21 protein-coding genes and 1 other RNA gene are annotated in these 24060 nt (G+C 60.3%); 6 read left to right on the forward strand and 16 right to left on the reverse strand.

Annotated features, from left to right (window positions below):
- Window positions 1-81: 81 nt before the first annotated feature.
- The 4 genes from infB to rimP all read right to left on the reverse strand — a co-directional run bounded on the left by infB (window position 82) and on the right by rimP (window position 5898).
- A complete protein-coding gene (gene infB / locus EM858_RS10260) occupies window positions 82-2820 on the reverse strand; it encodes a translation initiation factor IF-2 (protein ID WP_127756639.1) in 2739 nt (912 codons plus the stop codon).
- Window positions 2821-2922: 102 nt separating this feature from the next.
- Complete coding sequence (locus EM858_RS10265; protein ID WP_080818445.1) at window positions 2923-3624, reverse strand: RNA-binding protein; 702 nt, start codon at window positions 3622-3624, stop codon at window positions 2923-2925.
- The gene (gene nusA / locus EM858_RS10270; protein WP_127756640.1) at window positions 3621-5237 is read right to left on the reverse strand and encodes a transcription termination factor NusA; all 1617 of its coding nucleotides are present in this window, start codon (window positions 5235-5237) and stop codon (window positions 3621-3623) included. Before nusA ends, EM858_RS10265 begins: the two co-directional genes overlap by 4 nt.
- A 64-nt stretch (window positions 5238-5301) precedes the next feature.
- Complete coding sequence (gene rimP, locus EM858_RS10275) at window positions 5302-5898, reverse strand: ribosome maturation factor RimP (protein ID WP_059758925.1); 597 nt, start codon at window positions 5896-5898, stop codon at window positions 5302-5304.
- A 286-nt stretch (window positions 5899-6184) separates the two neighbouring features.
- On the opposite strand from rimP, the gene EM858_RS10280 reads away from it, so the two are divergent.
- Window positions 6185-7813: an MFS transporter gene (locus EM858_RS10280; protein ID WP_004439071.1), complete on the forward strand. Its 1629-nt coding sequence runs from the start codon at window positions 6185-6187 to the stop codon at window positions 7811-7813.
- A 164-nt stretch (window positions 7814-7977) separates the two neighbouring features.
- Here EM858_RS10280 and EM858_RS10285 read toward each other — a convergent pair whose 3' ends face one another.
- Both EM858_RS10285 and recR read right to left on the reverse strand, forming a co-directional pair.
- Entirely contained in the window at window positions 7978-9243 is a 1266-nt protein-coding gene (locus tag EM858_RS10285; RefSeq protein WP_127756641.1) for a lytic murein transglycosylase, read from the reverse strand.
- A 37-nt stretch (window positions 9244-9280) separates the two neighbouring features.
- A complete protein-coding gene (recR, locus tag EM858_RS10290; protein WP_127756642.1) occupies window positions 9281-9886 on the reverse strand; it encodes a recombination mediator RecR in 606 nt (201 codons plus the stop codon).
- Window positions 9887-9923: 37 nt separating this feature from the next.
- On the opposite strand from recR, the gene EM858_RS10295 reads away from it, so the two are divergent.
- Complete coding sequence (locus tag EM858_RS10295; RefSeq protein ID WP_164865393.1) at window positions 9924-10559, forward strand: MOSC domain-containing protein; 636 nt, start codon at window positions 9924-9926, stop codon at window positions 10557-10559.
- Window positions 10560-10616: 57 nt separating this feature from the next.
- Here EM858_RS10295 and EM858_RS10300 read toward each other — a convergent pair whose 3' ends face one another.
- From EM858_RS10300 to ffs, 3 genes are all read right to left on the reverse strand, one after another.
- Complete coding sequence (locus EM858_RS10300) at window positions 10617-10940, reverse strand: YbaB/EbfC family nucleoid-associated protein (RefSeq protein WP_003507179.1); 324 nt, start codon at window positions 10938-10940, stop codon at window positions 10617-10619.
- A 24-nt stretch (window positions 10941-10964) separates the two neighbouring features.
- The gene (locus tag EM858_RS10305; protein WP_127756643.1) at window positions 10965-12839 is read right to left on the reverse strand and encodes a DNA polymerase III subunit gamma/tau; all 1875 of its coding nucleotides are present in this window, start codon (window positions 12837-12839) and stop codon (window positions 10965-10967) included.
- 80 nt (window positions 12840-12919) lie between these two features.
- An RNA gene (gene ffs / locus EM858_RS10310) (signal recognition particle sRNA small type) lies at window positions 12920-13016 on the reverse strand.
- 65 nt (window positions 13017-13081) lie between these two features.
- On the opposite strand from ffs, the gene EM858_RS10315 reads away from it, so the two are divergent.
- Window positions 13082-13510, forward strand: coding sequence for an HIT family protein (locus EM858_RS10315; protein ID WP_059758936.1), 429 nt, complete (start codon window positions 13082-13084; stop codon window positions 13508-13510).
- On the forward strand, window positions 13510-14472 hold the full coding sequence (gene nudC / locus EM858_RS10320; protein ID WP_127756644.1) for an NAD(+) diphosphatase: 963 nt from the start codon (window positions 13510-13512) through the stop codon (window positions 14470-14472). Before EM858_RS10315 ends, nudC begins: the two co-directional genes overlap by 1 nt.
- Window positions 14473-14487: 15 nt before the next feature.
- Here nudC and EM858_RS10325 read toward each other — a convergent pair whose 3' ends face one another.
- Window positions 14488-15351, reverse strand: coding sequence for a prephenate dehydratase (locus EM858_RS10325; protein ID WP_003524315.1), 864 nt, complete (start codon window positions 15349-15351; stop codon window positions 14488-14490).
- Between the two features lie 11 nt (window positions 15352-15362).
- Window positions 15363-16118, reverse strand: a complete 756-nt coding sequence (locus EM858_RS10330; RefSeq protein WP_127756645.1) for a 3-deoxy-manno-octulosonate cytidylyltransferase — start codon at window positions 16116-16118, stop codon at window positions 15363-15365.
- Window positions 16119-16267: 149 nt separating this feature from the next.
- On the opposite strand from EM858_RS10330, the gene EM858_RS10335 reads away from it, so the two are divergent.
- Window positions 16268-16843, forward strand: a complete 576-nt coding sequence (locus EM858_RS10335) for a cytochrome c family protein (RefSeq protein ID WP_127756646.1) — start codon at window positions 16268-16270, stop codon at window positions 16841-16843.
- Between the two features lie 96 nt (window positions 16844-16939).
- Here EM858_RS10335 and EM858_RS10340 read toward each other — a convergent pair whose 3' ends face one another.
- The 3 genes from EM858_RS10340 to EM858_RS10350 form a co-directional block, all read right to left on the reverse strand.
- Entirely contained in the window at window positions 16940-17668 is a 729-nt protein-coding gene (locus tag EM858_RS10340; RefSeq protein WP_127756647.1) for a sugar transferase, read from the reverse strand.
- 290 nt (window positions 17669-17958) lie between these two features.
- Window positions 17959-20253: a transglycosylase domain-containing protein gene (locus EM858_RS10345; RefSeq protein WP_080818425.1), complete on the reverse strand. Its 2295-nt coding sequence runs from the start codon at window positions 20251-20253 to the stop codon at window positions 17959-17961.
- Between the two features lie 147 nt (window positions 20254-20400).
- On the reverse strand, window positions 20401-20859 hold the full coding sequence (locus EM858_RS10350) for a YbaK/EbsC family protein (RefSeq protein WP_127756648.1): 459 nt from the start codon (window positions 20857-20859) through the stop codon (window positions 20401-20403).
- A 470-nt stretch (window positions 20860-21329) separates the two neighbouring features.
- On the opposite strand from EM858_RS10350, the gene EM858_RS10360 reads away from it, so the two are divergent.
- Window positions 21330-21539 (forward strand): cold shock domain-containing protein, encoded by a 210-nt coding sequence (locus EM858_RS10360; RefSeq protein ID WP_003492998.1) that lies wholly within the window; start codon window positions 21330-21332, stop codon window positions 21537-21539.
- A 402-nt stretch (window positions 21540-21941) separates the two neighbouring features.
- Here the strand turns inward: EM858_RS10360 and EM858_RS10365 are convergent, their stop codons facing one another.
- A complete protein-coding gene (locus tag EM858_RS10365; protein WP_127756650.1) occupies window positions 21942-23333 on the reverse strand; it encodes a dipeptidase in 1392 nt (463 codons plus the stop codon).
- Window positions 23334-23499: 166 nt separating this feature from the next.
- A complete protein-coding gene (locus EM858_RS10370) occupies window positions 23500-23934 on the reverse strand; it encodes a MarR family transcriptional regulator (protein ID WP_003524324.1) in 435 nt (144 codons plus the stop codon).
- Window positions 23935-24060 lie beyond the last annotated feature (126 nt).

Below are 24060 nucleotides of genomic sequence, written 5' to 3' on the forward strand. Positions count from 1 at the left end.
GTCCTGTTTTGCGGCGAGAACGCTCTTTGTTCTATCGCATTTCCGGACGGAAAACCGGGGTCCACTTTTCCTGGAAATGCTTTAGAGCGTTCTCGTGATGTGTTCGACGCGGAAGCACTCGATGGTGTCGCCGGCGCGGATGTCTTCGTAGTTTTCGAAGGCCATACCGCATTCCTGACCGACCGGTACTTCTGCCACTTCGTCCTTGAAGCGCTTGAGGGTCTTGAGCTTGCCTTCGTGGATGACGACGTTGTCGCGAACCAGACGCACGCCTGCACCACGCTCCACCTTGCCTTCGACGACGCGGCAACCCGCGACCTTGCCGACCTTGGTGATGTTGAACACTTCGAGGATTTCCGCGTTGCCGAGGAAGGTCTCGCGACGCTCCGGCGAAAGCAGGCCCGACATCGCCGCCTTCACGTCATCCACCAGATCGTAGATGATGTTGTAGTAGCGGATCTCGATGCCGGCGCGTTCGGAAGCCGTACGTGCCTGTGCGTTGGCGCGAACGTTGAAGCCGATGATCGCGGCGTTGGATGCCTCGGCAAGCGAGATATCCGATTCCGTGATGGCGCCAGCGCCCGAGTGAACGATACGAGCGCGGACTTCGTCGGTGCCGAGCTTGTCGAGCGAAGCGATGATGGCTTCGACCGAACCCTGCACGTCTGCCTTAATGACCAGCGGGAATTCCTTCATTCCCGAAGTCTGCAGCTGGCTCATCATCTGTTCCAGCGAACCGCGCTGGCCCGTCTGACGGGCGACAGCCTTGTCGCGTGCCAGACGCTGGCGGTACTCGGAAATCTCGCGAGCACGGCTTTCGTTTTCGACAACCGCGAAACGGTCACCGGCAGATGGCGTGCCGGAAAGACCGAGAATCTCGACAGGCATGGCCGGACCGGCTTCCTTGACGTGTTCACCCTTGTCGTTGACGAGAGCGCGAACGCGGCCCCACTGGTCGCCAGCGACGATGATCTGACCAGGCTTCAGCGTACCCTTCTGCACGAGAACTGTAGCGACGGCACCGCGGCCGCGGTCGAGTTCCGCTTCGATGACGGTACCTTCTGCGGTCCGGTTCGGATCTGCCTTGAGGTCGAGAATTTCAGCCTGCAGCAGGATCGCTTCAAGCAGTTTGTCGAGGCCAAGCTGTTTCTTGGCGGAGACTTCCACGTCAAGAACTTCACCGCCCATCGATTCCACGAAAACTTCGTGCTGCAAGAGCTGCTGGCGAACCTTTTCAGGGTTTGCTTCGTGCTTGTCGATCTTGTTGATCGCAACGACGATCGGAACACCGGCTGCCTTGGCATGGTTGATGGACTCGATCGTCTGCGGCATCACGCTGTCGTCAGCGGCGACCACCAGAACGGCGATATCCGTCGCCTGCGCACCACGGGCACGCATGGCCGTGAAGGCGGCGTGGCCGGGGGTGTCGATGAAGGTGATCTTCTGGCCGTTCTTTTCGACCTGATAGGCACCGATATGCTGGGTGATGCCACCGGCTTCGCCAGCAACCACATTCGCCTGGCGAATGGCGTCGAGCAGCGAGGTCTTGCCGTGGTCGACGTGACCCATGATCGTGACAACCGGCGGACGCGGCAGCATTTCGCCTTCGTCATCCGCCTGGTTGAAGATGCCTTCTTCCACGTCGGATTCGGAAACGCGCTTGACGGTGTGGCCGAATTCGACCGCGATCAGTTCCGCCAGATCGGCGTCGATCACGTCGCCCGGCTTCATCATCTGGCCTTCCTTCATCAGGAACTTGATGACGTCGACGGCGCGTTCGGACATGCGCTGCGACAGTTCCTGAATGGTGATGGTCTCAGGCAGGATCACTTCGCGCATGACCTTTTCACGGGTCTCCTGCATCTGGCTGCGGCGGAATTTTTCCTGGCGGCGGCGCATGGATGCCATGGAGCGGCCACGCGGCGTGCCGTCTTCATCCAGGTTGGACGAGGTGACGGTCAGCTTGCCGCGACGGCGTTCTTCTTCCGTCTTCAGGCGGGCTGCGGGCTTCGCAGGCGCAGGTGCGGCCACCTTGCCACGAACCGGCAGGTTACCACGGCGTGCACCGCGATCGTCCTCATCGTCGCCATCGGTACGGCGTCCGCGCGGAGCAGCGGTTTCCGGGGCTGCGCGACCGGGCGCAGCAGCGGCGGGCTGAGGACGAGCCTCCGAGCGCGGCGCCGGCTGAGCGGTGACAGCCGGCTTTTCAGCGGCCTGTTCGGATTTCGCTTCCACGGCCGGCTGGCTTGCCGCCACCTTGGCAGCTGCGGCTTCCTCGGCGGCACGGCGTGCAGCCTCTTCCTTTTCGGCGGCGATGCGGAGTTCTTCCTCGACCTTGCGGCGCGCTTCATCTTCGGCACGCTGCTTGGCTTCGATCACGTCACGAGCCTGTGCTTCCATCAGCGCGCGGCGGCGGGCTTCCATCTCGCCTGCGGACAGATCGTGCAGGACGTTGCCGCGCGGACGCTCTGGCTGGCGCTGCTGCGGTGCGGACGAGCCGGGACGCTGCTGCGGCTGGGAGGAACCCGGACGCTGCTGCTGGCCGCTGGGCTGGTGGATGCGCTGCTGCGGCGCCTGCGGACGCGGTGCTGCCGCGGGGGCAGGGGCGGCCGGCTTCGGAGCGGGCGCTGCGGTCGAATGAACCTGCTTCTCGTCTTCTGGACGCAGGGGGCGGCGCTTGCGTGTTTCCACAACAACCGCGTTCGTGCGACCTCGACCCATATCCTGCCGCACGGTGCCCTGATTCATCCCGCCCGGCTTGAGGGTGAGAGTCTTCTTGGGCTGTGCGTTAAGTGTCTTGTCGTCGTTGTTGTCGGTCATTCCGTTCCCGTTCCTTCGGACGAGAACCGGATGACGTTCATCAGGTCTCGTCGTTCAATTGCTGCATCGGAACGCGGCGACCGTACATTTCAGTCGACCGCGTCATTGTTCTGTCCGGGCAGCGTCGCGTTCCGCCTGAGGTTGGCCGCCAAGGCGGTACCGCTCAAGCATCGTTGCGCGCTTCACTACACCCTCACCCGCCTGCCCTGCAAGCGCGCAGGCATGGATAAAAGCATTCTGGCCCATCAACTCGTCCATTTCGGCCCCACTGAAGAGCCGGAAGGACGGAATTTCATTGCCGGCATCGCTGCCGAGCGCCCAGGCCTTGCGGGCCTGGTCCAGTTTCCTCACGCCGTCTGCCGCAGCATCGGTTGCATGGAACACGGCAATCGCATTCCCGGACCGGACGGCGGCATCGACCTTCGTCGCGCCGCTGATGAACTGGCCCGCCTTGCGCGCCATGTTCATCATCCCTGCAAGCTGCTGCGCCATCAGCCGGTCGAGAAGAGCAAGAAGCTCCGGCCCGGCCTTGACGTCGCGTTTGAGTGCCCGCGCGAAGAGCTTCTTCGCGATGGCCTTCTCGATCAGGGCGCGCTCGGGTGTCACCCAGCAGCCGCGCCCCGGCAATTGGCGTTTCAGGTCCGGCACGACGTTGCCATCCGGTCCTGCGACGAAGCGGATCAGCTCATCGGGCGATCCGCTCTGCCGTGTCACAATGCACATACGTCCATTGACGTCGCCCTTGATCCGCCCGTCGTCATCCGTCTCGGGCAGCTCATCCGGCTCATGCGCCTGCGATATCATTCCTGCTCGGCGGTATCCGCCTCCTCGGCAGCTTCCGCATCAGCTTCCTCTGCGGAAGCGAGCTCTTCGGCGGTGATCCAGCCTGCCAGAAGGCGAGCCTGCACCACCATGTTCTCGGCCTCGACGCGCGAAACGTCGAGCTTGGAGAAGATGCCTTCGAACTTCTTCGTCTCGCCGTCCTTGCGCTCGCTCCAGCCGACCAGATCGTCCGCCGCACAACCGGCAAAGTCCTCGATGGTCTTGATGCCGTCTTCGCCCAGCGCCACCATCATCTGCGAGGTCAGGCCGTCGATCTGGCGCAGTTCGTCGGCAACGCCGAGTTCCTTGCGCTTGGCGTCCATTTCGGCTTCCAGGCGTTCCAGATATTCGCGGGCGCGGGTCTGGATTTCATCGGCGGTGTCTTCATCGAAGCCGTCGATCGAGGAAATTTCGTCAAGATCGACATAAGCAAGTTCTTCGACCTGCGCGAAGCCTTCCGACGCCAGAACCTGACCGACCATTTCGTCGACGTCGAGGGCTTCCATGAAGAGTGCCGTGCGCTCGTTGAATTCCTTCTGGCGACGCTCGGATTCTTCCTGTTCGGTCATGATGTCGATATCCCAGCCGGTCAGCTGCGATGCCAGACGCACGTTCTGGCCGCGACGGCCGATGGCAAGCGACAGCTGCTCGTCCGGAACCACCACTTCGATACGCTCGGATTCTTCATCCAGAACGACCTTGGCGACTTCCGCCGGCTGCAGGGCGTTGACGATGAAGGAAGCCGGTTCCTGGCTCCACGGAATGATGTCGATCTTCTCGCCCTGAAGTTCGCCGACGACGGCCTGAACGCGCGAACCGCGCATACCGACGCAGGCGCCGACCGGATCGATCGACGAGTCGTTCGAGATGACGGCGATCTTGGCGCGCGAACCGGGGTCACGGGCAACCGACTTGATCTGGATGATGCCGTCGTAGATTTCCGGAACTTCCATGGTGAAGAGCTTCACCATGAACTGCGGATGGGTACGCGACAGGAAAATCTGCGGGCCGCGCTGTTCGCGGCGAACGTCGTAAACATAGGCGCGAACGCGGTCGCCGTAACGCATGTTTTCCCGCGGGATCATCTCGTCACGACGGATGATGCCTTCGCCACGGCCGAGATCGACGATGACATTGCCATATTCGACGCGCTTGACGGTGCCGTTGACGATTTCGCCGATGCGGTCCTTGAACTCGTCATACTGGCGGTCACGCTCGGCTTCGCGTACCTTCTGAACGATGACCTGCTTGGCGGACTGTGCGGCGATACGGCCGAAATCCATCGGCGGCAGCGGATCGGCGATGAAATCGCCGAGCTTGGCGTCCGGGTTGCGGTCGCGGGCCAGCTCAAGCGGGATCTGGGTCGAATAATCCTCGGCGGCCTCGACAACTTCCAGAAGACGCTGCAGGCGGATTTCGCCGGTCTTGGAGTTGATGTCGGCGCGGATGTTGGTTTCCGAACCATAGCGCGAGCGGGCGGCTTTCTGGATAGCGTCGGCCATTGCGGCAAGCACGATTTCGCGGTCGATGACCTTTTCGCGCGCCACAGCATCGGCGATCTGCAGAAGCTCAAGCCGGTTAGCACTCACTGCCATTTTTCTATCTCCGTAAGTCGCATGATTGCGGGGTTCGCCCTTGTTTCCGGGCTTTACGTTGGAATTAGTCTTCGTCTGCTTCGTTTTCGTCGTTCTGGTTTGCGGCGGCGGCCTTGGCCGCCTTGTCTGCCCGCAGCGCATCACGAATGAGATCGTCCGTCAGAATGAGCTTCGCATCCGAAAGCGCGCTGAACGGAATGATGACTGTCGGTTCCTCGCCATAGGCGATCTGGTCGCGTTCCAGCTTGAAGCCGTCCGCATTGACCTCGACGATCTTGCCGCGAAACCGCTTGCGGTTCTCGACCAGAATGGAGGTTTCGACCTTCACCAGATGACCCTGCCAGCGGGTGAAATCCGATTTGCGAACCATCGGCCGGTCGATGCCGGGCGAGGAAACTTCGAGATGATACGCTTTATCGACCGGATCTTCCACATCAAGAACCGGTGAAATCGCCATGGAGACGGCTTCGCAGTCCTCGACGGTCATGGTCCCGTCTTCGCGCTCGGCCATGATCTGAAGCGTCATGCCGTTCTGGTTGGAGAGCCGCACGCGCACCAGGAGATATCCCATGCCCGTCAAAACAGGCTCGATGATCTCGGCAATACGCTGGTCGATGCCCGTTTCGGTAATCAGTCGCGGTTCATGTGCGGTGTCTGCCATCTGGCCTTCCGGTCTTTGATGTTCACCGGGCCTTCTGCCCGTGGTTTCCGGTTCGCCTAACGAAAAAGAGCGGAGCCTTGCGGCCCCACTCTTCATCAAGCGATCAAGAATTTCAGGGGTCATATAGACCCATCGGGGCAGGATTGCAAGGTTTTCGCGGGCGTCCGCGTTTCAGTGACGGCTCGGCCACATTTTCACCCTTACCATGTCGGAAAGGCTGGCATGATTGCCGGCACTGTCTATAGTTGCCGTTTGACAAATCGCAGTTGCATCAAGTGGACAGAGCGTGCCTGACCGTAAATCGCCACTCGCGCCTTTAAGGCATTTGACTTACAGACGAATCTGGATCGCCAGCCTTGCCTCGAATTTCGGCGGACTGATCCAGGCGGTGGGCGCCGCGTGGATGATGACCTCGCTCTCGAGTTCGGAAAACATGATCGCGCTGGTGCAGGCCTCCACCTCTTTGCCGATCATGCTGTTCTCGCTGATTTCAGGGGCGCTGGCCGATAGTTTCGACCGCCGCCGCATCATGATTTCGGCGCAGCTTCTGATGCTGACGGCCTCCGTGCTGCTGACGGTCTTTGCCTGGTCCGGCTGGCTCACGCCGTGGCTTCTGCTCTTCTTCACCTTCATGATCGGCTGCGGCACCGCGCTCAACAATCCGTCCTGGCAGGCCTCCGTCGGCGAAATGGTGCCGCGCGAAGATTTGCCGGCCGCCGTGACGTTGAACAGCGTCGGCTTCAACATCACCCGCAGCGTCGGCCCGGCCATCGGCGGCATCATCGTCGCGGCCGCCGGTGCCGCTGCCGCGTTTTTCGTGAATGCGCTGAGCTATTTCACGCTGATCTACGCCCTGTTTCGCTGGCAGCCGCCCAAATATGCCTCCACCCTGCCACGCGAGCAGCTTCTGGCCGCCATTTCGGCCGGCATGCGTTATGTGGCGATGTCGCCCAATATCGGCAAGGTGCTGGTGCGCGGCTTCCTTTTCGGCCTTTCCGCCAGCGCCATCCTCGCTTTGATGCCCATCGTCGCCCGCGATCTGGTGGAGGGCGGCCCTCTGACCTATGGCGTCATGCTGGGTGCCTTCGGCGTCGGCGCGATTGGCGGTGCGCTGATCAGCGCGAGATTGCGCGAGGTGCTGTCCAGCGAATGGATCGTGCGCGTCGCATTTCTAGGCTTCGCCTTCAGCGCTGGCGTAACGGCGGTGAGCACGAGTGCGATCATTACCTCGCTGGTTCTGACCGTTGCCGGCGCCTGCTGGGTTCTGGCGCTATCGCTCTTCAACACCATCGTCCAGCTCTCCACTCCGCGCTGGGTGGTTGGCCGGGCGCTCTCGCTTTACCAGACGCTCACCTTCGGCGGCATTGCGGTCGGCAGCTGGCTGTGGGGCGAGCTGGCGGAAGATTACGGCATTTCCTATTCGCTGCTCTGTTCGTGCGCGTTGATGCTGCTTGGCGTCGTCGTCGGTCTCAAGCTCGCCATGCCGGCTTTTGCTTCGCTCAATCTCGATCCGCTCAACCGTTTCGTGGAGCCGCCGCTGAGGCTGGATATCAAGCCGCGCAGCGGCCCTATCGCCATTCTGATCGACTATGAAATCCATGACGAGGATCTGGGCGAATTCCTGCCGCTGATGGCCGAGCGCCGCCGTATCCGCATCCGGGATGGAGCCCGCAACTGGAACCTGATGCGCGATCTGGAAAACCCCGACATCTGGACCGAAAGCTACCATGTGCCGACCTGGGTGGAATATGTCCGCCACAACCACCGCCGCACCCAGGCGGATGCGGAGGCCTGGGACCGGCTGCTCGAGCTTCACCGCGGCAAGACACGGCCGCGCGTGCACCGGATGATCGAGCGGCAGACCATTCCGCCGACCGACGATATCTTTCATAAGCCCCATACGGATCAGCATTGAGAGACGATGGTTAAGTGAGTGGCGATGCCCCTCCCACACACTCCCCCGTCATCCTCGGGCCTGTCCCGAGGATCCAAGCACCTATCGTTAAATCAATCGGTTGCAGATGCTCGGGACAGGCCCGAGCATGACGGAGGAGAGGTTTTCACACGTTGCCAGCAACGCTACTTCAGCTTCGTCTTCAGCGTGGCGTCTGGAAAACACGTTGGGGCCAAGCCGTTTTTAGCCTGCCAATCGCCGAGTGAGCGACGCGTCTTGAAACCCGCCAGCCCGTCCGCCTTGCCGACATCGTAACCCTTGGCCACCAGCGCCTTCTGCATGGTGAGAACATCCGAGCGCAGCATCGATCCGACATTGCCCCATTCACCCTTGAACGGGCCCGCCCCATGGGCGATGCGGTCGGCGAGATTGCCGATGAACAGCGCGTAGAGATCGGAATTATTATATTCCTTGATGACGTAAAAATTCGGCGTCACCACGAATTCCGGCCCGTGCCGTCCGGCCGGAACCAGCATCATGCCATCGGCGGAAAGGTCATTGGACGGGAAGGCTTTTCCGGAAATGCGGGTAATGCCCATCTTCGCCCAATCGGCCACCGGCCGGGCAAGGTCGGGGCCTTCCTGCGCGCAGGAAACATTGGCGGGGATCGACACTTCGAAACCCCAGTCGCGATTTCTCTGCCAGCCGCGCTGGGAAAGATAGTTCGCTATGGATGCCAGCGCGTCCGGCACGGAATTCCAGATATCGCGATGGCCGTCGCCATCGAAATCCACGGCATATTTGAGATAGCTAGACGGCATGAATTGCGGCTGGCCGAGCGCGCCGGCCCAGGAGCCCATCATGCGCGAGGCTGCGATATCACCGCTTTCTACGATCTTCAGCGCATCGATCAGCTCGGCGCGGAACATCTCCTTGCGGGTGGACATATAGGCTTTCGTGGCCAGTACATCGACCACGGAATGTGGCAGTTTTGCCCGGCCGAAACCGGATTCGCGGCCCCATATCGCAACGACGATATCACCGGGCACGCCGTATTTCGCTTCGATCCTGCGCAGCGTAGCCGCATGGGTGGCGGCAAGCGAGCGGCCGGTGCCGGCAAGCCCCTGCAGCCGCTTTTCTGAGAAATAGGCGCCGGGCGAGGAAAATTCCGCCTGGCTCTGGCTCTGTTCCTTCGGTGGCTTCTGGCCGGGAATGACGAGATCTGGCAGGTTCCAGCTGATGGAGAGACCGCTGAGCGTAGCTTCAAGCGTCTTTTGCGAAATGCCGGCCTTGCGGGCTTCCGGCCAGATTTCCTTTTTCAGCCAGGCATTAAATTCAGCGTCATATCGGGCTGCCGCTGCTCCTGTCGGTGCCGATTGCGCTAAAGCCGTTGTTGCTGAAAAAACGGAAAGAAGTGCAGCCAGTGCCTTCGGGGCAAAATGGTTTCGCATTCGGTCTCCTCTTTGAATGACGGGAGGGAGGGTGACTTCAGATCGTCGTGCGCGCCCGAAGCGCCGCCGTCAATGTGCCTTCGTCGAGATAATCGAGTTCACCGCCCACCGGCACGCCATGTGCAAGCCGGGTGATCTTGATGTCGAAACCGGAAAGGCGGTCGGTGATGTAGTGGGCGGTTGCCTGCCCCTCCACCGTCGCATTGACGGCGATGATAAGCTCGCGAATGCCGCCGGCGCTGACACGGTCGATCAGGCCCTTGATATTCAGGTCCTCCGGCCCGACGCCGTCGAGCGGCGAAAGCGTGCCACCCAGCACGTGATAGGCGGTGTTCATAGCGCCCGTCCGCTCCAGCGCCCAGAGATCCGACACGTCCTCCACCACGATGATGACCGACTGGTCGCGCCGGTCGTCGGCGCAGACGGTGCAGGGATCGATCGTATCGACATTGCCGCAGCAGGAGCAGATCTTCACCTTGTCATAGGCCTCGCCCATGGCATGGCCCAGCGGCCCAAGAAGCTGTTCCTTCTTCTTGATGAGATGCAACGCCGCCCGCCGCGCCGAGCGGGGGCCAAGCCCCGGCACTTTTGCCAGAAGCTGGATCAGTTTTTCGATTTCGGGACCGGTGACTCGTTTTGCCATGAGCGCTTTCTACTGCATAAATCGGGAAACGGGAATCATGAAGCGCAAAGGGCAGTCCATGAAAATCAGGGCGGTATGCCGGGGCGAAGCAAAAAGCCTGCCGGGAAAGACGGCGAAGACGGGAATCTTCAAACATGCCGTGCAGGGCCCGGTCATGGTTGACGCGGAAGGTATCGTCAGCGATGCCGTCTGCAATCGCAAACATCATGGCGGGCCGGATCAGGCGATTTACGTCATGGGGTCCGTCGATCTCGATTTCTGGTCGCGCTCTCTGGGTTTTGTGGTCGAACCCGGATTTTTCGGTGAAAATCTCGTGCTGGAGGGTGTCGACAGCGCAAAACTCCATGTGGGGGACAGGTTGTCGGCCAGCGAAGTCGTGCTGGAGGTGACCGCCGCCCGCATTCCCTGCGCCACCCTGTCAGCCCGCATCGGCGATCCCGATTTCGCACCGCGTTTCCGGCAGGCGGGCCAGCCGGGTTTTTATTGCCGGGTGCTGAAAGGTGGAATGCTCGCCGCCGGAGAGGATATCGCCTTCGAACCCTATCGGGGAACGAAACTGCCGATACCGACTATTCTGCAGCACTTCCGCCCCATGCAACTCGGTGCAGCCGAACGCAGGGCCTATCTCGAAACGCCGCTTGCAAGCCGGTTCCGCGCGATGCTGGAAGCCTAGACCCTGTCTTGACGCGAGGACGGCATGCGTCACGCCATCCTCTTCGGTCGGATTATATCAGAACGGGAATTTCATGCCGGGCGGCAGCGGCAGACCCGCGGTCAGGCCCGCCATCTTTTCCTGCGCCTGTGCTTCGCCCTTTTCCTTGGCGTCCTTGTGGGCAGCCACGATCAGGTCTTCGAGGATTTCCACCTCGTCTTCCTTGAACAGCGAAGGATCGATTTTCAGGCCACGCATTTCGCCCTTGCCATTGAGAATGACGGTCACCAGGCCGCCACCAGCCCTGCCTTCGACTTCAAGGGCGGCGATTTCTTCCTGCACCTTCTCCATCTTGGACTGCATTTCCTTGACCTTGCCCATCATGCCCATGATGTCGCGCATGTGCCAATCTCCTGTTCTTTTTGTTTAAAACTCGATGTCGTCGCCGGGAAGGATGTCGCCCTCGCTCGATTCGGCAACCGATGGCGGCGCGATTTCTTCCGCCTCATCCTGTGCGGCGGCGCGGATGCGCACGTCGGTAATTTTTGCGCCGGGAAACTGCGCCAGAATGGCGGCCACGTCAGGATCCTGACGCGCATCGACAAGACGGGCGTCGCGGGCATTGCCTTCCGCTTCCACAAGGGTCGGCTCGCCCTGTTCCTTGCTGAGGCTGATGATCCAGTGGATACCGGTCCATTCCTTGAGCTTGACGCCAAGTTCGCCGGGAAGCGATCCGGGCGCGCCTTCGCCGAGGCGCATATCAAGTCGGCCGGGCTCCAGCCGCACCAGCCGCACAAAGTTGCGCACCTTGGCCCGCATGACGGGATCGCGGTTCTTCTGGCAGAGATCAGCAATATCCTGCACCGAATTGACGGGAACCTTCGGCTCCGGCCGCTCTTCGGTTTTCGGTGCCGCGACCTGCATCTCCTGCGGGCGGCTGTCCGGAACAGCGCGCAGCACGGCGGAGGTCTGTGGCGTCGCCTGGCGCTGGGCGGGAAGATCGACAGGTCTTCCCGCGGCCACGGCCTGTCCCGACGAATAGGCGCGGGCACCGCCGCCATTGCCGCCGCCCGAAGGTCCGCCATTGGCGTAACCGCCGTCACCGTTCGAAAGCTCCGCCAAGCGCCGTGCGGCATCTTCAGGCGCGGGCAGATTGGCGGCATGCGAAAGCCGGATCAGCACCATTTCGGCCGCACCCGCAGGGCGCGAGGCGTTTTCCGTTTCCGGAATGCCCTTCAGCAGCATCTGCCAGATGCGCGACAGCGCGGTTACTGCAATCGTCTCGGCAAATTCTGCGCCGCGCACGCGTTCGATCTCGGAAAGCGAGGGGTCTTCCGCCGCGTCAGGCACATATTTCATGCGGGTGACGAGATGGGTGAAATCGGCAAGGTCGTTGAGCACCACGACAGGGTTTGCACCCGCCTCATATTGCCCGTTGAATTCCGAAAGGGCGGCCGCGACATCGCCTTTGACGACATGCTGGAAGAGATCGACGATACGTGCACGGTCGGCAAGGCCGAGCATACCGCGCACCGCTTCGGCTTCAACGCGGCCTCCACCATGGGCAATCGCCTGATCGAGAAGGGAAAGACCGTCACGGGCAGAACCTTCGGCCGCACGCGCAATCATCGACAGTGCCTGCGGATCGGCGTCAAACCCCTCCTTACCGGCAATGGCGGTGAACAGGCCGACCAGATCGGCGGCGCTGATGCGGCGCAGATCGAAGCGCTGGCAGCGCGACAGAACGGTGATCGGAACCTTGCGGATTTCGGTGGTCGCGAAGATGAATTTCACATGCTCCGGCGGCTCTTCCAAGGTCTTCAGAAGACCGTTGAAAGCCTGCGTCGACAGCATGTGCACTTCGTCGATGATATAGACCTTGTAGCGCGCCGAGACCGGGCGGTAACGCACCTGCTCGATGATCTCGCGAATATCGTCGATGCCGGTATGGGAGGCGGCGTCCATCTCGATCACGTCGACATGCCGGCCTTCCATGATCGCCTGGCAATGTTCACCGGGAATGCGCAGGTCGATGGTCGGCTTGTCGATGGTGTCGGTCTTGTAATTCAGCGCGCGGGCGAGAATGCGGGCCGTGGTCGTCTTGCCCACGCCGCGAACGCCGGTCAGCATATAGGCCTGCGCGATACGCCCCGTCTCAAACGCGTTGGTCAGCGTGCGGACCATCGGCTCCTGGCCGACCATCAGATCGGAAAAATCCTTGGGACGGTATTTGCGCGCCAGTACCCGGTAGCCGGTCCCGACCTGGGATTCGCTTGATGTGGTGGGTACAGTGTCGCTCATTGCCTCGCCAGTTTGTTTTGCCAGTTGTCTTGGGGCGCTGAACTGGCCCGGCGAAAGCTGAGCACGTCTTTTAAAAAAGGGTGGGAGGCTGGCACGGCGACCCGTGCCGGGCTCGTTAGGGCTGCTTCCTTCCGGACCTGACCCGGTTGGCGAGTGGCTCGTCCACCACCAACCTCCCGGGGCCACATATCGGCAATATCGAAAGCAAATGCAAGCCAAGCCTTCAAAAAACTGCTATCACGATGAAAACAAACATGGAGGACACCTTGGAGACATTCCGGCTGGACGACAGACTGGCGCGCGACAGTGTGCTTGTGACGCGTTTGGGACTATGTGAACTGCGTTTGCAAAACGACAACCGCTGGCCCTGGCTGGTGCTGGTGCCGCAGCGAGATGGCGTCAGTGAATTGTTCGATCTCACCCCGCTTGATCAGGCCGTGCTGACATTCGAGACCAATCTCGTCGCGTCTGCCTTGAAAGAAATCACCGGAGCCACCAAAATCAATGTCGGTGCTTTGGGCAATATCGTCCGGCAGCTTCATGTCCATATTATCGCCCGCAATGAAGGAGACACCTGCTGGCCGGGTCCCATCTGGGGTCACGGAACGCCTGTGCCTTATGCCGTGGGCGAAAAGGAAACTTTGATGAAAAAAATCTCCGGCGCGCTCTGATGATTTCCATGAAAATTTTTGAAACCACTGCCCCCCATCCCGAAGCAAGCCTGCTGACGGCCTTTTCCAAAAACGCCCTCGACCGTTTCGCTGAAAAGCGAACGGAGGAGTGCGTTGCCGATGCACTGAAAATAGACGGCACCCATATTTTTGCCTTTTCCGGCAACCGGCTTGTCCTGAAGCATGACGAGCAGGTCATCGACCCCCTGTTTTCCGCCTATGAGCTGGCCGAACTGCAGCCGGATTTCGACAATGCCGTGCTGCTCGGATATCGCGAAACCGGCGAGCCGAGAATCGCGGTGCCGGTCGCCGTGGCCGAGGATCAGCTCGCGAGCCACTATAAACTAGCCGATGCCCGTACCCTTTATCGCGACCATCTTCTCGATGAGGAATTGTTGAGCGAGGTTGCCCAGGCCGTCAGCCTCACCCACTGGAACGCCGACAATCGCTTTTGCGGTAAGTGCGGCGGCGCCATGGAGCTGCGTATCGGCGGCTACAAGCGTATCTGCGCCGCTTGCAACCACACGATTTTTCCCCGCACCGATCCCGTCGTCATCATGATGACGCTCGATATAGAGCGTGATCTGTGCCTGCTTGGCCGTGGTGCGCATTTTGCACCGGGCATGTATTCGTGCCTTGCCGGTTTTGTGGAGCCGGGCGAAACCATCGAGCAGGCCGTTCGCCGCGAAACGCATGAGGAATCCGGCGTCGAAATCGGCCGCGTGCGTTATCACGCATCGCAGCCCTGGCCGATGCCGCATACGCTGATGATCGGCTGTTATGCCGAGGCACTGTCTTTCGATATTGCCCGCGATGAGATCGAACTGGAGGATTGCCGCTGGTTCACGCGGGCGGAAGTCGCAAAAATGCTGGAGACGGCAACGGGTGAGGGCTTTTCCGCGCCTCCCGGCGGCGCAATCGCGCACCGGCTGATGCGCGACTGGGTGGAATGGACGAAATAATCGCGTTCGGCAGGCTCAACCCTGGTTGAGCTTGCCGCGCATCGCATGGCCCTTGTAGACGCCGAGAATGCGGACTTTTTCGGAGAAGAAGCGCAGCTCGTCCAGCGCATGCCGCACCGGCTCGTCATCGGGATGGCCTTCAATATCGGCATAAAACTGCGTCGCCACGAATTTGCCGCCGAGCTGGTAGCTTTCGAGCTTCGTCATGTTGATGCCGTTGGTCGCGAAGCCGCCCATGGCCTTGTAGAGCGCGGCCGGAATATTACGGACGTTGAAGACAAAGGTAGTGACGACGATTTCGTCACTAGACTGACGCTTGGCCCAGTTTTCATCGCGGGAAAGCACAACGAAACGCGTGACGTTGTTTTCCGAATCTTCGACGTTTTCAGCAAGAATATCGAGGCCGTACAGATTGGCGGCAAGGCGCGGCGCGAGAGCCGCCATGCTGCGGTCGCCCTTTTCGGACACCAGTCTTGCGGATCCCGCCGTATCGCCGGCGATGACCGGCTTCCAGCCGTTCGAACGGATGATTTTCCGGCACTGGCCAAGCGCGTGAATGTGGCTGTGGACGGTGCGGATTTCATCCTTCTTCACGCCCGGCATCACCATCAACTGGAAGCGGATCGGCATGAAATATTCGCCGATGATGTGCAGGCGCGATTCCGGCAGCAGGTGATGGATATCCGCAACGCGGCCGGCCAGCGTGTTTTCAATCGGGATCATGCCGAGATCGGCTTCGCCATTTTCAATGGCGTTGAAGGCATCCTCGAATGTCGGGCACGGCAAAGGCTCCATATCCGGGAACATGTCACGGCAGGCCATATCGGAATTCGCGCCGAATTCGCCCTGGAAGGCAATGCGATTTGTGCTCAAGGTCATGGGACTGTCCGTTAGAGGGTTCTGCTTGCGAGGATTTTGCGGGCTTTTTCCAGATCGTGCGGCGTGTCGACGCCGAGCGGCACGGAACTGACGATTTCGGCGTCGATGCGCATCCCCGCTTCCAGCGCGCGCAGCTGTTCCAGCCGCTCGCGTTTTTCCAGCGGCGAGGGCGGCAGGCTCACGAATGTTTCCAGCGCGGCGCGGCGATAGGTATAAAGTCCGATGTGATGATAAAGCGGGCCATCGCCATAAGGGGCGGTGGTGCGGGTAAAATAAAGCGCGCGCAATCGCGACTCGGAAAGCGGGCTGCCCACCACTTTCACCACGTTTGGGTTGGTTTTTTCTTCGTCGTCGGTGATTTCGACCGTCAGTGTCGCAATATCGACGGCGGCATTTTCCAGCGGACGCAGCGAAGCGCGGATCGTCTCCGCTTCGATGGTCGGAAGATCGCCCTGGACATTGATGACATATTCCGCCTTGCCATAGGGATCGGCTTTCTGCAGCGCTTCGAAAATGCGGTCCGAGCCGGATTGGTGGTCGTCGCGCGTCATCATCACGTCGAAACCGGCATTTTTGACGGCCAAAAACACCTGTTCGTCATCGACGGCTACAACGATTCGCTCCGCGCCGGCCTCGCGTGCGCGCAGCGCCACCTGCACGATCATCGGCTTGCCGCCGATGTCGGCGAGCGGTTTGCCCGGCAGGCGCGTGGATGCCATCCGCGCCGGTATGAGGACGACAGCTTTCTCGAAATCCCGATTCTTCATCCGACACCCTTCAAATCCCGCCCGAAAAGTGTCAAAACGTCACGGTGTGGGGAGCATTATTCAAGTTGCGCAGGCTGTGCAAAAGCCATAGCTTTCGAGCAATTTCAAGATGCCCGTTATATCAAGCGGATGCGAGGGAGCGCATATAGATGAATTCTTATGTAAATATGGGCGTTGGGGCGTTGCTTGGCACGGTTTTCGTCCTGATGTCGGTGTCGATTGCGTCTGAGGGCATTTTCCATGCGCCTGCGCCCGAAAAGGAAGGTTACGCCATTGCTGCGGCAGAGGGTGGCGGCGAAGCAGGTGGCGGAGAAGCCGCTGCCGCGGCGACGCCGATCGCGCAATTGCTTGCGAGCGCCGATGCCGCCAAGGGCGAGACGGTCTTCAAGAAGTGTACGAGCTGTCATACCGGAGAGAGTGGTGGTGCAAACAAGGTCGGCCCTAATCTCTTCGATATCGTCAACCGGCCGATCGCCAGCCATGAAGGTTTCAGCTACTCCGCGGGCATGAAGGATTTCTCCAAGGGCGGTTCCGTGCATTGGGATTACGATCATCTCAGCTTCTTCCTCGAAGCTCCCAAGAAACACGTTCCCGGCACGGCCATGGGTTTTGCGGGCGTGAAGAAGGAGACGGAACGCGCCGATCTCATCGCTTATCTGCGGACGCTTTCGGCAAACCCAGCACCGCTTCCGGATCCCGCTGCGGCTCCCGCGCCGACAAACTGATTGTCATGATGATCTCATGATAAAAGCCCGGCATCGCTGCCGGGCTTTTTATTTTTGCAGCGGCGGATTGCGGCTGCGGCAATGGCGCCTGAAAAATCAGAACCCCTTGCCGCCGCGCAACTCGGAAATCACCGTTCCGACCATGATCTTGATATCCAGCCAGAGCGAAAAATTGTCGACGTAATAAAGATCGGAGACGATTCGGGCGCGCGCCTTGTCGCTGCGATCCGTCGGGCCGCGCAACCCCCGCATCTGGGCAAGGCCGGTAATGCCCGGCCGCACCCGGTGCCGCATATGGTAGTGCGGCACCAGCTCCTCATAAAGACGGCCGGCCGCCAGCATGCCGATGGCATGGCAGCGGGGCCCGACCAGCGACATATCGCCTTTCAGCACATTCAGAAGCTGCGGTAGTTCGTCGATATTCGTGCGGCGAAGAACCGCGCCGATCCGGGTTATTCTGGGGTCGTTCTTCACCGTTTGCGCCACACCGGTGGCGTCGCAAAGATCGGTCCTCATGGAGCGGAATTTATAGACACGGATTTTCCGCCCGTTCATGCCCCAGCGGACCTGTGAAAACAGGACCGGTCCCCTGCTGTCGAGTTTGACCATCACTGCCACGGTGAGCAGCACCGGCGCGAGTGCGACAAGGGCGATGGACGCCCCTGCGATATCCATCGTTCTTTTGAGCGCGAACTGGCCGCGCAGGAATACGGAGACGGTTTTTCCCGAAGAGGAAGGTTGCGTTTCCGGCGATTCGAAAGTGGTGGCTGCGGAATAGGAGGCACCGTAAAAAACGGCATGCGATGAGCCTTTAGTACCCAGCATAATATAAAGCCCTGAAAAGTTATTTTGATAGAAGAAAATTAATTTATATGAACGATTAATAATTCATTTACCGTAAAAAGTCATCCGAAATGTAACCGCCCCGGCGCAAATGGCAATCTACGGTTAATGAGACTGCACGCGGATGTTGCAGGGTCGGCATCCTCTCCGCTCGTGGCTGCGGAGACGGCCGGTCCCATGGAACCAAAACCTGCAAAATCGGGAATTTTCGTGCAGCGCTGGCGAAATCGCCATCGGCCCTGAGACAAGCGCCTTTCGGCCATCCTAAGCCGTCAGTTTCCCATCAGAATATCGAGCAGGGTCGTCTGCTTCGGTCCGGATGGCGCCTGACCGCCGATATCGGCGGGTGGCACAGGCCCGTTGCCGGCTGAATAGCCGGGTTCGATATCGCGGGAAGGGATATTTGCCGGCGGCATCGGCACACCGGGCTGATTCGGATTCGGCGCAACGGGGGCTTCGGGATAGGCACGATTATCCGTCGTTCCGCCGCCGAGCGCATTGGAAATGATATCGCCGATGGAGGATGGCGCGCTTTCCGGCGCCGGCTGCTGCATTTCCCCAAGCGGCGGCACGCCGCCTGCGCCAAGCCCGAAGAGCGGTGAAGGCGAAAGGCCGGAATGGGCGGCGGTCATGAAATCTTTCCAGGCCTTTGCGGGAAGTCCGCCGCCGGTGACCTTCTTCATCGATGTGCCGTCGTCATTGCCGAACCACACGCCGGTGGTCAGGTTGCTTGTGTAGCCGACAAAAAGGGCGTCGCGGAACGATTGCGTCGTGCCGGATTTTCCTGCCGCCTGCCAGCCCTGCAGCCGTGCCGCCTTGCCGGTGCCTTCGGTGATAACGCGCGACAGCATGCTGTTCATGGTCGCGGCGATCTCTTCGCTCAGGACGCGCGGCGGGTTGTCGTATTTGTTTTCGTAAAGCACCTTGCCATCCGCATCGGTGATGCGTTTGACGATATGCGGCGTCGCCTTGTAGCCGCCATTCATGAAGGGGGCGTAGGAGGCCGTCAGCTCCATCAGCGACACTTCCGAGGTGCCGAGCGCGATGGAGGCATTGTTCTGCAGCTCGGATTCGATGCCCATGCGATGCGCCACCTGGGTCACACGATCCGGACCCACTTCCATCACCAGCTGCGCGGCAATGGTGTTCAGCGAATTGGCGAGCGCGGTGGCGAGCGTCACTTCGCCTCGATATTTCTTCTCGTAATTTTCCGGGGTCCAGTTGCCGATACGAACGGGCGCGTCGTTACGAACGGTATAGGGAGTGAGCCCGGATTCGAGCGCGGCGACGTAAACGAAGGGCTTGAATGCGGAGCCGGGTTGCCGTTTTGCCTTGGCGGCGCGATTGAACTGGCTTTCGGCATAATCCGCCCCGCCCACCACGGCCCGGATCGCGCCCGTGCCATCGATGGAAACCAGCGCCGCCTGCGAAGCGCCCTGCTTCTTGCCGTCACCCTGCAGCACGTGGGTCAGCGCCTTTTCGGCGTCACGCTCGAGATTGGGATCGATGGTCGTGTCGACGACGATGTCCTGCTTGACCTCGCCGACGAGGTTGCGCACTTCCTCCAGCACCATATCGGCGGCGTAATGTTCGGCGCCAGACCAGAACCGTTTCGCCTTGGTCGGCGGCTGCGACATGGCGGTCTTGATTTCATCGTCGGTGATGAAGCCGACATCGCGCATGGATTGCAGCACGACCTGCGCCCGCTCTTCCGCCGCCTGCGGGTCGCGCGCCGGCGAAAGGCGCGAGGGCGCTTTAAGAAGCCCGGCCAGCATGGCCGCCTCGCCCAGATTGACGTCGCGCGCGGATTTGTTGAAGTAGCGCCGCGAGGCCGCCTCGACGCCATAGGCGTTGGAGCCGAAATAGACGCGATTGAGATACATCGCGAGAATCTGGTCCTTGGTGAACTTATGCTCCAGCCAGAAGGACAGCAGCACTTCCTGAACCTTGCGTTCCAGCGTGCGATCCGGCGAGAGGAACAGGTTTTTCGCGAGCTGCTGCGTCAGCGTCGAGCCGCCCTGCACGGTTCGTCCCGTCAGCACATTCGTGACGATGGCGCGTCCGAGACCGAGCGGATCGACCCCGAAATGCGAATAAAACCGCCGGTCCTCAATCGCCATGACGGCCTGCGGAATATAGGGCGACATATCTTCCAGCGCGAGCGCCTCGCCGCCGGTGGTGCCGCGATTGGCCAGCACGCTGCCATTCACCGAAACGATCTTCACATTCGGCGGGCGTTCGGGAATGGACCAGCTGCTGGCGCTGGGCATGCGCGCGCCGTAATAGAGAACGAGACCGGCAACACCGATGCCGCCCCAGATGCCAAGTACGATGCACCAATAGACGAGGGAGCGAATGAAGCCCGTCGCGCCGCGGCCGGAACTGCGGGTGCGCTTTTCTTTTTTCCTGGATTTGGTGCGGTCGGATGTCGGCTTCGGTTTTCTGGCTTGCTGCTTTGTGGTTCCGCTGATGCGCTCGCTGGCGTCGAGGCGCAGGTCATCACCGGATTCGTGGAAATCCCCGAAGGAGGGTTCTACCCGTTCGCGTGATTTACCCTTGCCTGCCATCCAGCCGAAGTCGCTCCTATTCGCGAAACCGCGCGCATCCCGTTCGGGTTTTCAGGCTTCTATGCCTGCGCGATCCTTAATCCAGGATGAAGAGTTTAAATGCGGCGATTTAAGGCGGGGTTAAGTCCTGGCCGGATCAAATCGGCGTCATTGGCAGACGTCGACCCATTCCGCATCCGTCAATTCGGCCATCACCTCCGGCGAAATCTTCACCGCCGCATTGGTGGCGCCGGCCGCGGGAACCACCTCATGATAGTTTTTCAGCGATATGTCGCAAAACACCGGAAGCGGGGAGGGCAGGCCGAAAGGGCACACGCCGCCGATGGGATGGCTAGTCACCGCAACCACCTCTTCCGGTCCGAGCATGCGCGGCTTTGCGCCGAAATGATCGCGGAATTTGCGGTTGTCGAGCCGCTTCGTGCCGGCGGCGACGACGAGAAGAATGGTTTCACCCGCCTTCAGGCAAATGGTTTTCGCAATCTGGTCGGGGTCGACGCCATGCGCTTCGGCGGCCAGCGCAACCGTCGCCGAACTGGTTTCCGTTTCGATCACGGCAACCTCGGGCGACTTTTCGGTGAAAAAGGCTCTGACGGATTCGATAGACATGCGTATTTATTAGGCGTTACGCGGAGAAGCTTCAAGTCACCTCGAAACAGCTATGCATTTTGCGCAATGCTGCGCTGCGATGAAACGTCTGTTTTTTAAGCGGCGATCCTGTATCTTCAAATCATCGAAGCGACGCACTCCTCCTCCCAGCGTCGCCCGATTGGACTGACAATACTCCTCCTCCCAATTGTCAGTCAGTTTCAAGAACCCGGCGCACCTCCTCCCGCGCCGGGTTTTTGCTTTTTGGCGTTCCTGTTGTCTGGCTCCCCGCTGAACCCTGACCAGATGGTCGTGTTCAAAGAAACTTGACTTTCAGCCCCTTCCAACCTAGGTACTTCGCCATCGATATTTGTTTGACGACCAGAGCTTCGGCGTCTTTTTAGACGCTCACGACGATCTTTTCCTTCAAATTCGACCCAAGTCCGCACTGCTCGCAGTGCAAATACAATTGCCAACGGAAGGAAATCGTTATGGCGACTGGTACAGTAAAGTGGTTCAACGCAACCAAGGGCTACGGCTTCATTCAGCCTGACGACGGTTCGCAGGACGTATTCGTTCACATCTCCGCTGTTGAGCGCGCTGGTCTGACCGCCCTCAACGACGGCCAGAAGCTCTCCTACGAGCTGATGCAGGATCGCCGCTCGGGCAAGATGTCCGCAGGCAACCTCGTTGCTGCCTGATAAGCGCTTTGGCCCGAAAGGGTCATTCGTATGAATGGAAAGGCCGGATTTTTCCGGCCTTTTTCTTTTGCTGGAAGGGGCTGGACCGGTTGCCCTTGAAAAAGCCGGGTCACATACCAATATAGGGTTCAACAGTGCTCCGGACCGGAACTGCCGGGAATGGCGCTTTTAAAAGTGCCGCTGCTGTTGTGTTAACCAAAGATTAACCAAAGCAGCCGATCCTGAGCCGGAAAGCAGCGTCGATATCTTTGACGCGCTCTGGAGCATCAGGCCGTTTAAACGCTTTGACCACGGATGTACTGGCATTGACGGAAAACGGATGGAAAGGTCGGGCTTGCCCGGCCTTTTTGTTTTATGTGCCGAGGAGGTGCCGAATGTTCGGCGCCTCCTCCTTTTTCTGGATTATTTCGCCGCGAGCGCGTCGAGAATGCGGACCCAGGAGCGGATGCCCTTGTGGAAGGACTGCAGGTCGTATTTTTCATTCGGCGAATGAATACGGTCATCGGTAAGTCCGAAGCCGACGAGCAGCGAATCCATTCCCAGCATCTTCTGGAAATCGCCGACGATAGGGATCGAGCCACCCATGCCGATGACGACGGCTGGTTTCGGCCACTCTTCCGAAAGCGCATTTTTGGCTTTGGTCAGCACGGGCGAGTCGTAAGACAGCTGGATGGCGGGTGAGCCGCCATGTTCGTGGAACTCTACGGAGCAGTCAGCGGGAATCTTCGAGCGCACATAGGCTCGGAAACTTTCGCGAATGGCCGCAGGGTCCTGCTCGCCGACAAGGCGGAAAGACACCTTGGCAGAGGCCTTGGCAGCGATCACGGTCTTGAAACCATCGCCGGTATAGCCGCCGATAATGCCATTGACTTCCGCGGTCGGCCGCGCCCAGGTCTGCTCCAGCACGGAGCGACCCTTTTCACCCGAGGGAACCGAAAGGCCGACTTCGCCGAGGAAGGCTTCGGCCGTGCGGCCCAGCGTTTCCCAGGAGGCCTTGATGTTGGCCGGGGTTTCTTCCACGCCGTCATAAAAGTCTGCAAGCGTCACCCGGCCGGTCTCGTCGTGTAGGCCGGCGAGAATATCGGTGAGGATGTGGATGGGGTTTGCCGCCGCCCCACCGAACAGACCGGAATGCAGATCGCGGTCGGCTGCCGTGATGACGACTTCCTCGCCGACCAGGCCGCGAAGGGCTGCGGCAATGGCGGGCGTATCCCGGTCCCACATGCCGGTATCGCAGACCAGCGCATAATCGGCCTTCAGTTCTTCCGCATTGGCTTCGAGGAAAGGCTTCAGCGACGGCGAGCCGGATTCTTCTTCGCCTTCAAAAAGAATGGTGACGCGCACCGGCAGGCCGCCATTGACAGCCTTGTACGCCCGGCAGGCCTCCACGAAGGTCATCAGCTGGCCCTTGTCGTCCGCCGTTCCGCGTCCGGTAATCACCTGTCGGCCGGCGCCGATATCCTTGACGGCGGGTTCGAACGGATCGTTTTCCCAGAGCTCGAGCGGATCGACCGGCTGTACGTCATAATGGCCGTAGAAAAGCACATGCGGCGCGTCCTTGGTGGCCGCATCGTGACACGCCACGACCATGGGGTGGCCGGCGGTATCGCGCACGGAGGCCGTAAAGCCGAGCGCCGAAAGCGTTCTGACCAGCCATTCCGCCGCCTTGCGGCATTCCGCCTTGTAAGCGGGGTCCGTCGAAATCGACGGAATACGTACGAGTTCGAACAGTCGCTCAAGGCTGGAGGTGAGATTGTCGTCGGCGGTGGAAAGAATGGGGGAAACGTCTGTCATCGCTGATCCTGTCATGTCTGTCGTGACCCGGCGATAAGACGAAACATCCGGGCATCGCGCATCGCGGGAAACAAGGGGGCCGGCGCGTCGTGAATCGGCAAACGTGCGGCCGCCGGAACGATAGAGCAGTTCAGGGAAAGTGCGAAGCGGTTTCGGGCTGTAATTGCTATTTCGTTTTTTTGGCGCTTTCGATCGCCCGGCGCATATATTCCAGCAGAAGCTGCCTCTCGAAACGCCGGAACTCCTTGAGCAGCGCGTCTTCGGTGGCTTCGGAGGCGGCAATGGCGTTGGCTTCCAGATCCCTGCCGCGCTGGGTCAGCTCGATGATCTGGGCACGGCGGTCGCTTGGATGGGATTTGCGGACAATCAGCCCGTCGCGTTCCATGCGCGAGAGCGTATTGGCGAGCGTCGCCTGTTCGACATCGATTCTATCGAGCAATTGTCTCTGGGTCAGGCCGTCCTCGTGCCAGAGTTCGATGAGGATGGGGAATTGTCCGGGCGAGAAACCCAGGGCGGCGGCTCTTTTCTGCAGCGCCATGGTGAATTCCCGCGCCATTTTCGAAGCGAGATAGATTGCCGATTCGTCCCGGGAAAAACCCATTTTTCCGCCCATAAAGCATCACGGCCGGCTCAGCCCGGCAATTCGATAGCGCGATATATATCGCATGATATGTTTAAGCCAGCCCGAAACGGCGCATAAAATAAAACCGCCATGGCCGGGAGGGGT

The organism is Agrobacterium sp. CNPSo 2736 (assembly GCF_004005385.1).
In the GTDB taxonomy this organism is placed as follows: Bacteria; Pseudomonadota; Alphaproteobacteria; order Rhizobiales; family Rhizobiaceae; genus Agrobacterium; species Agrobacterium leguminum.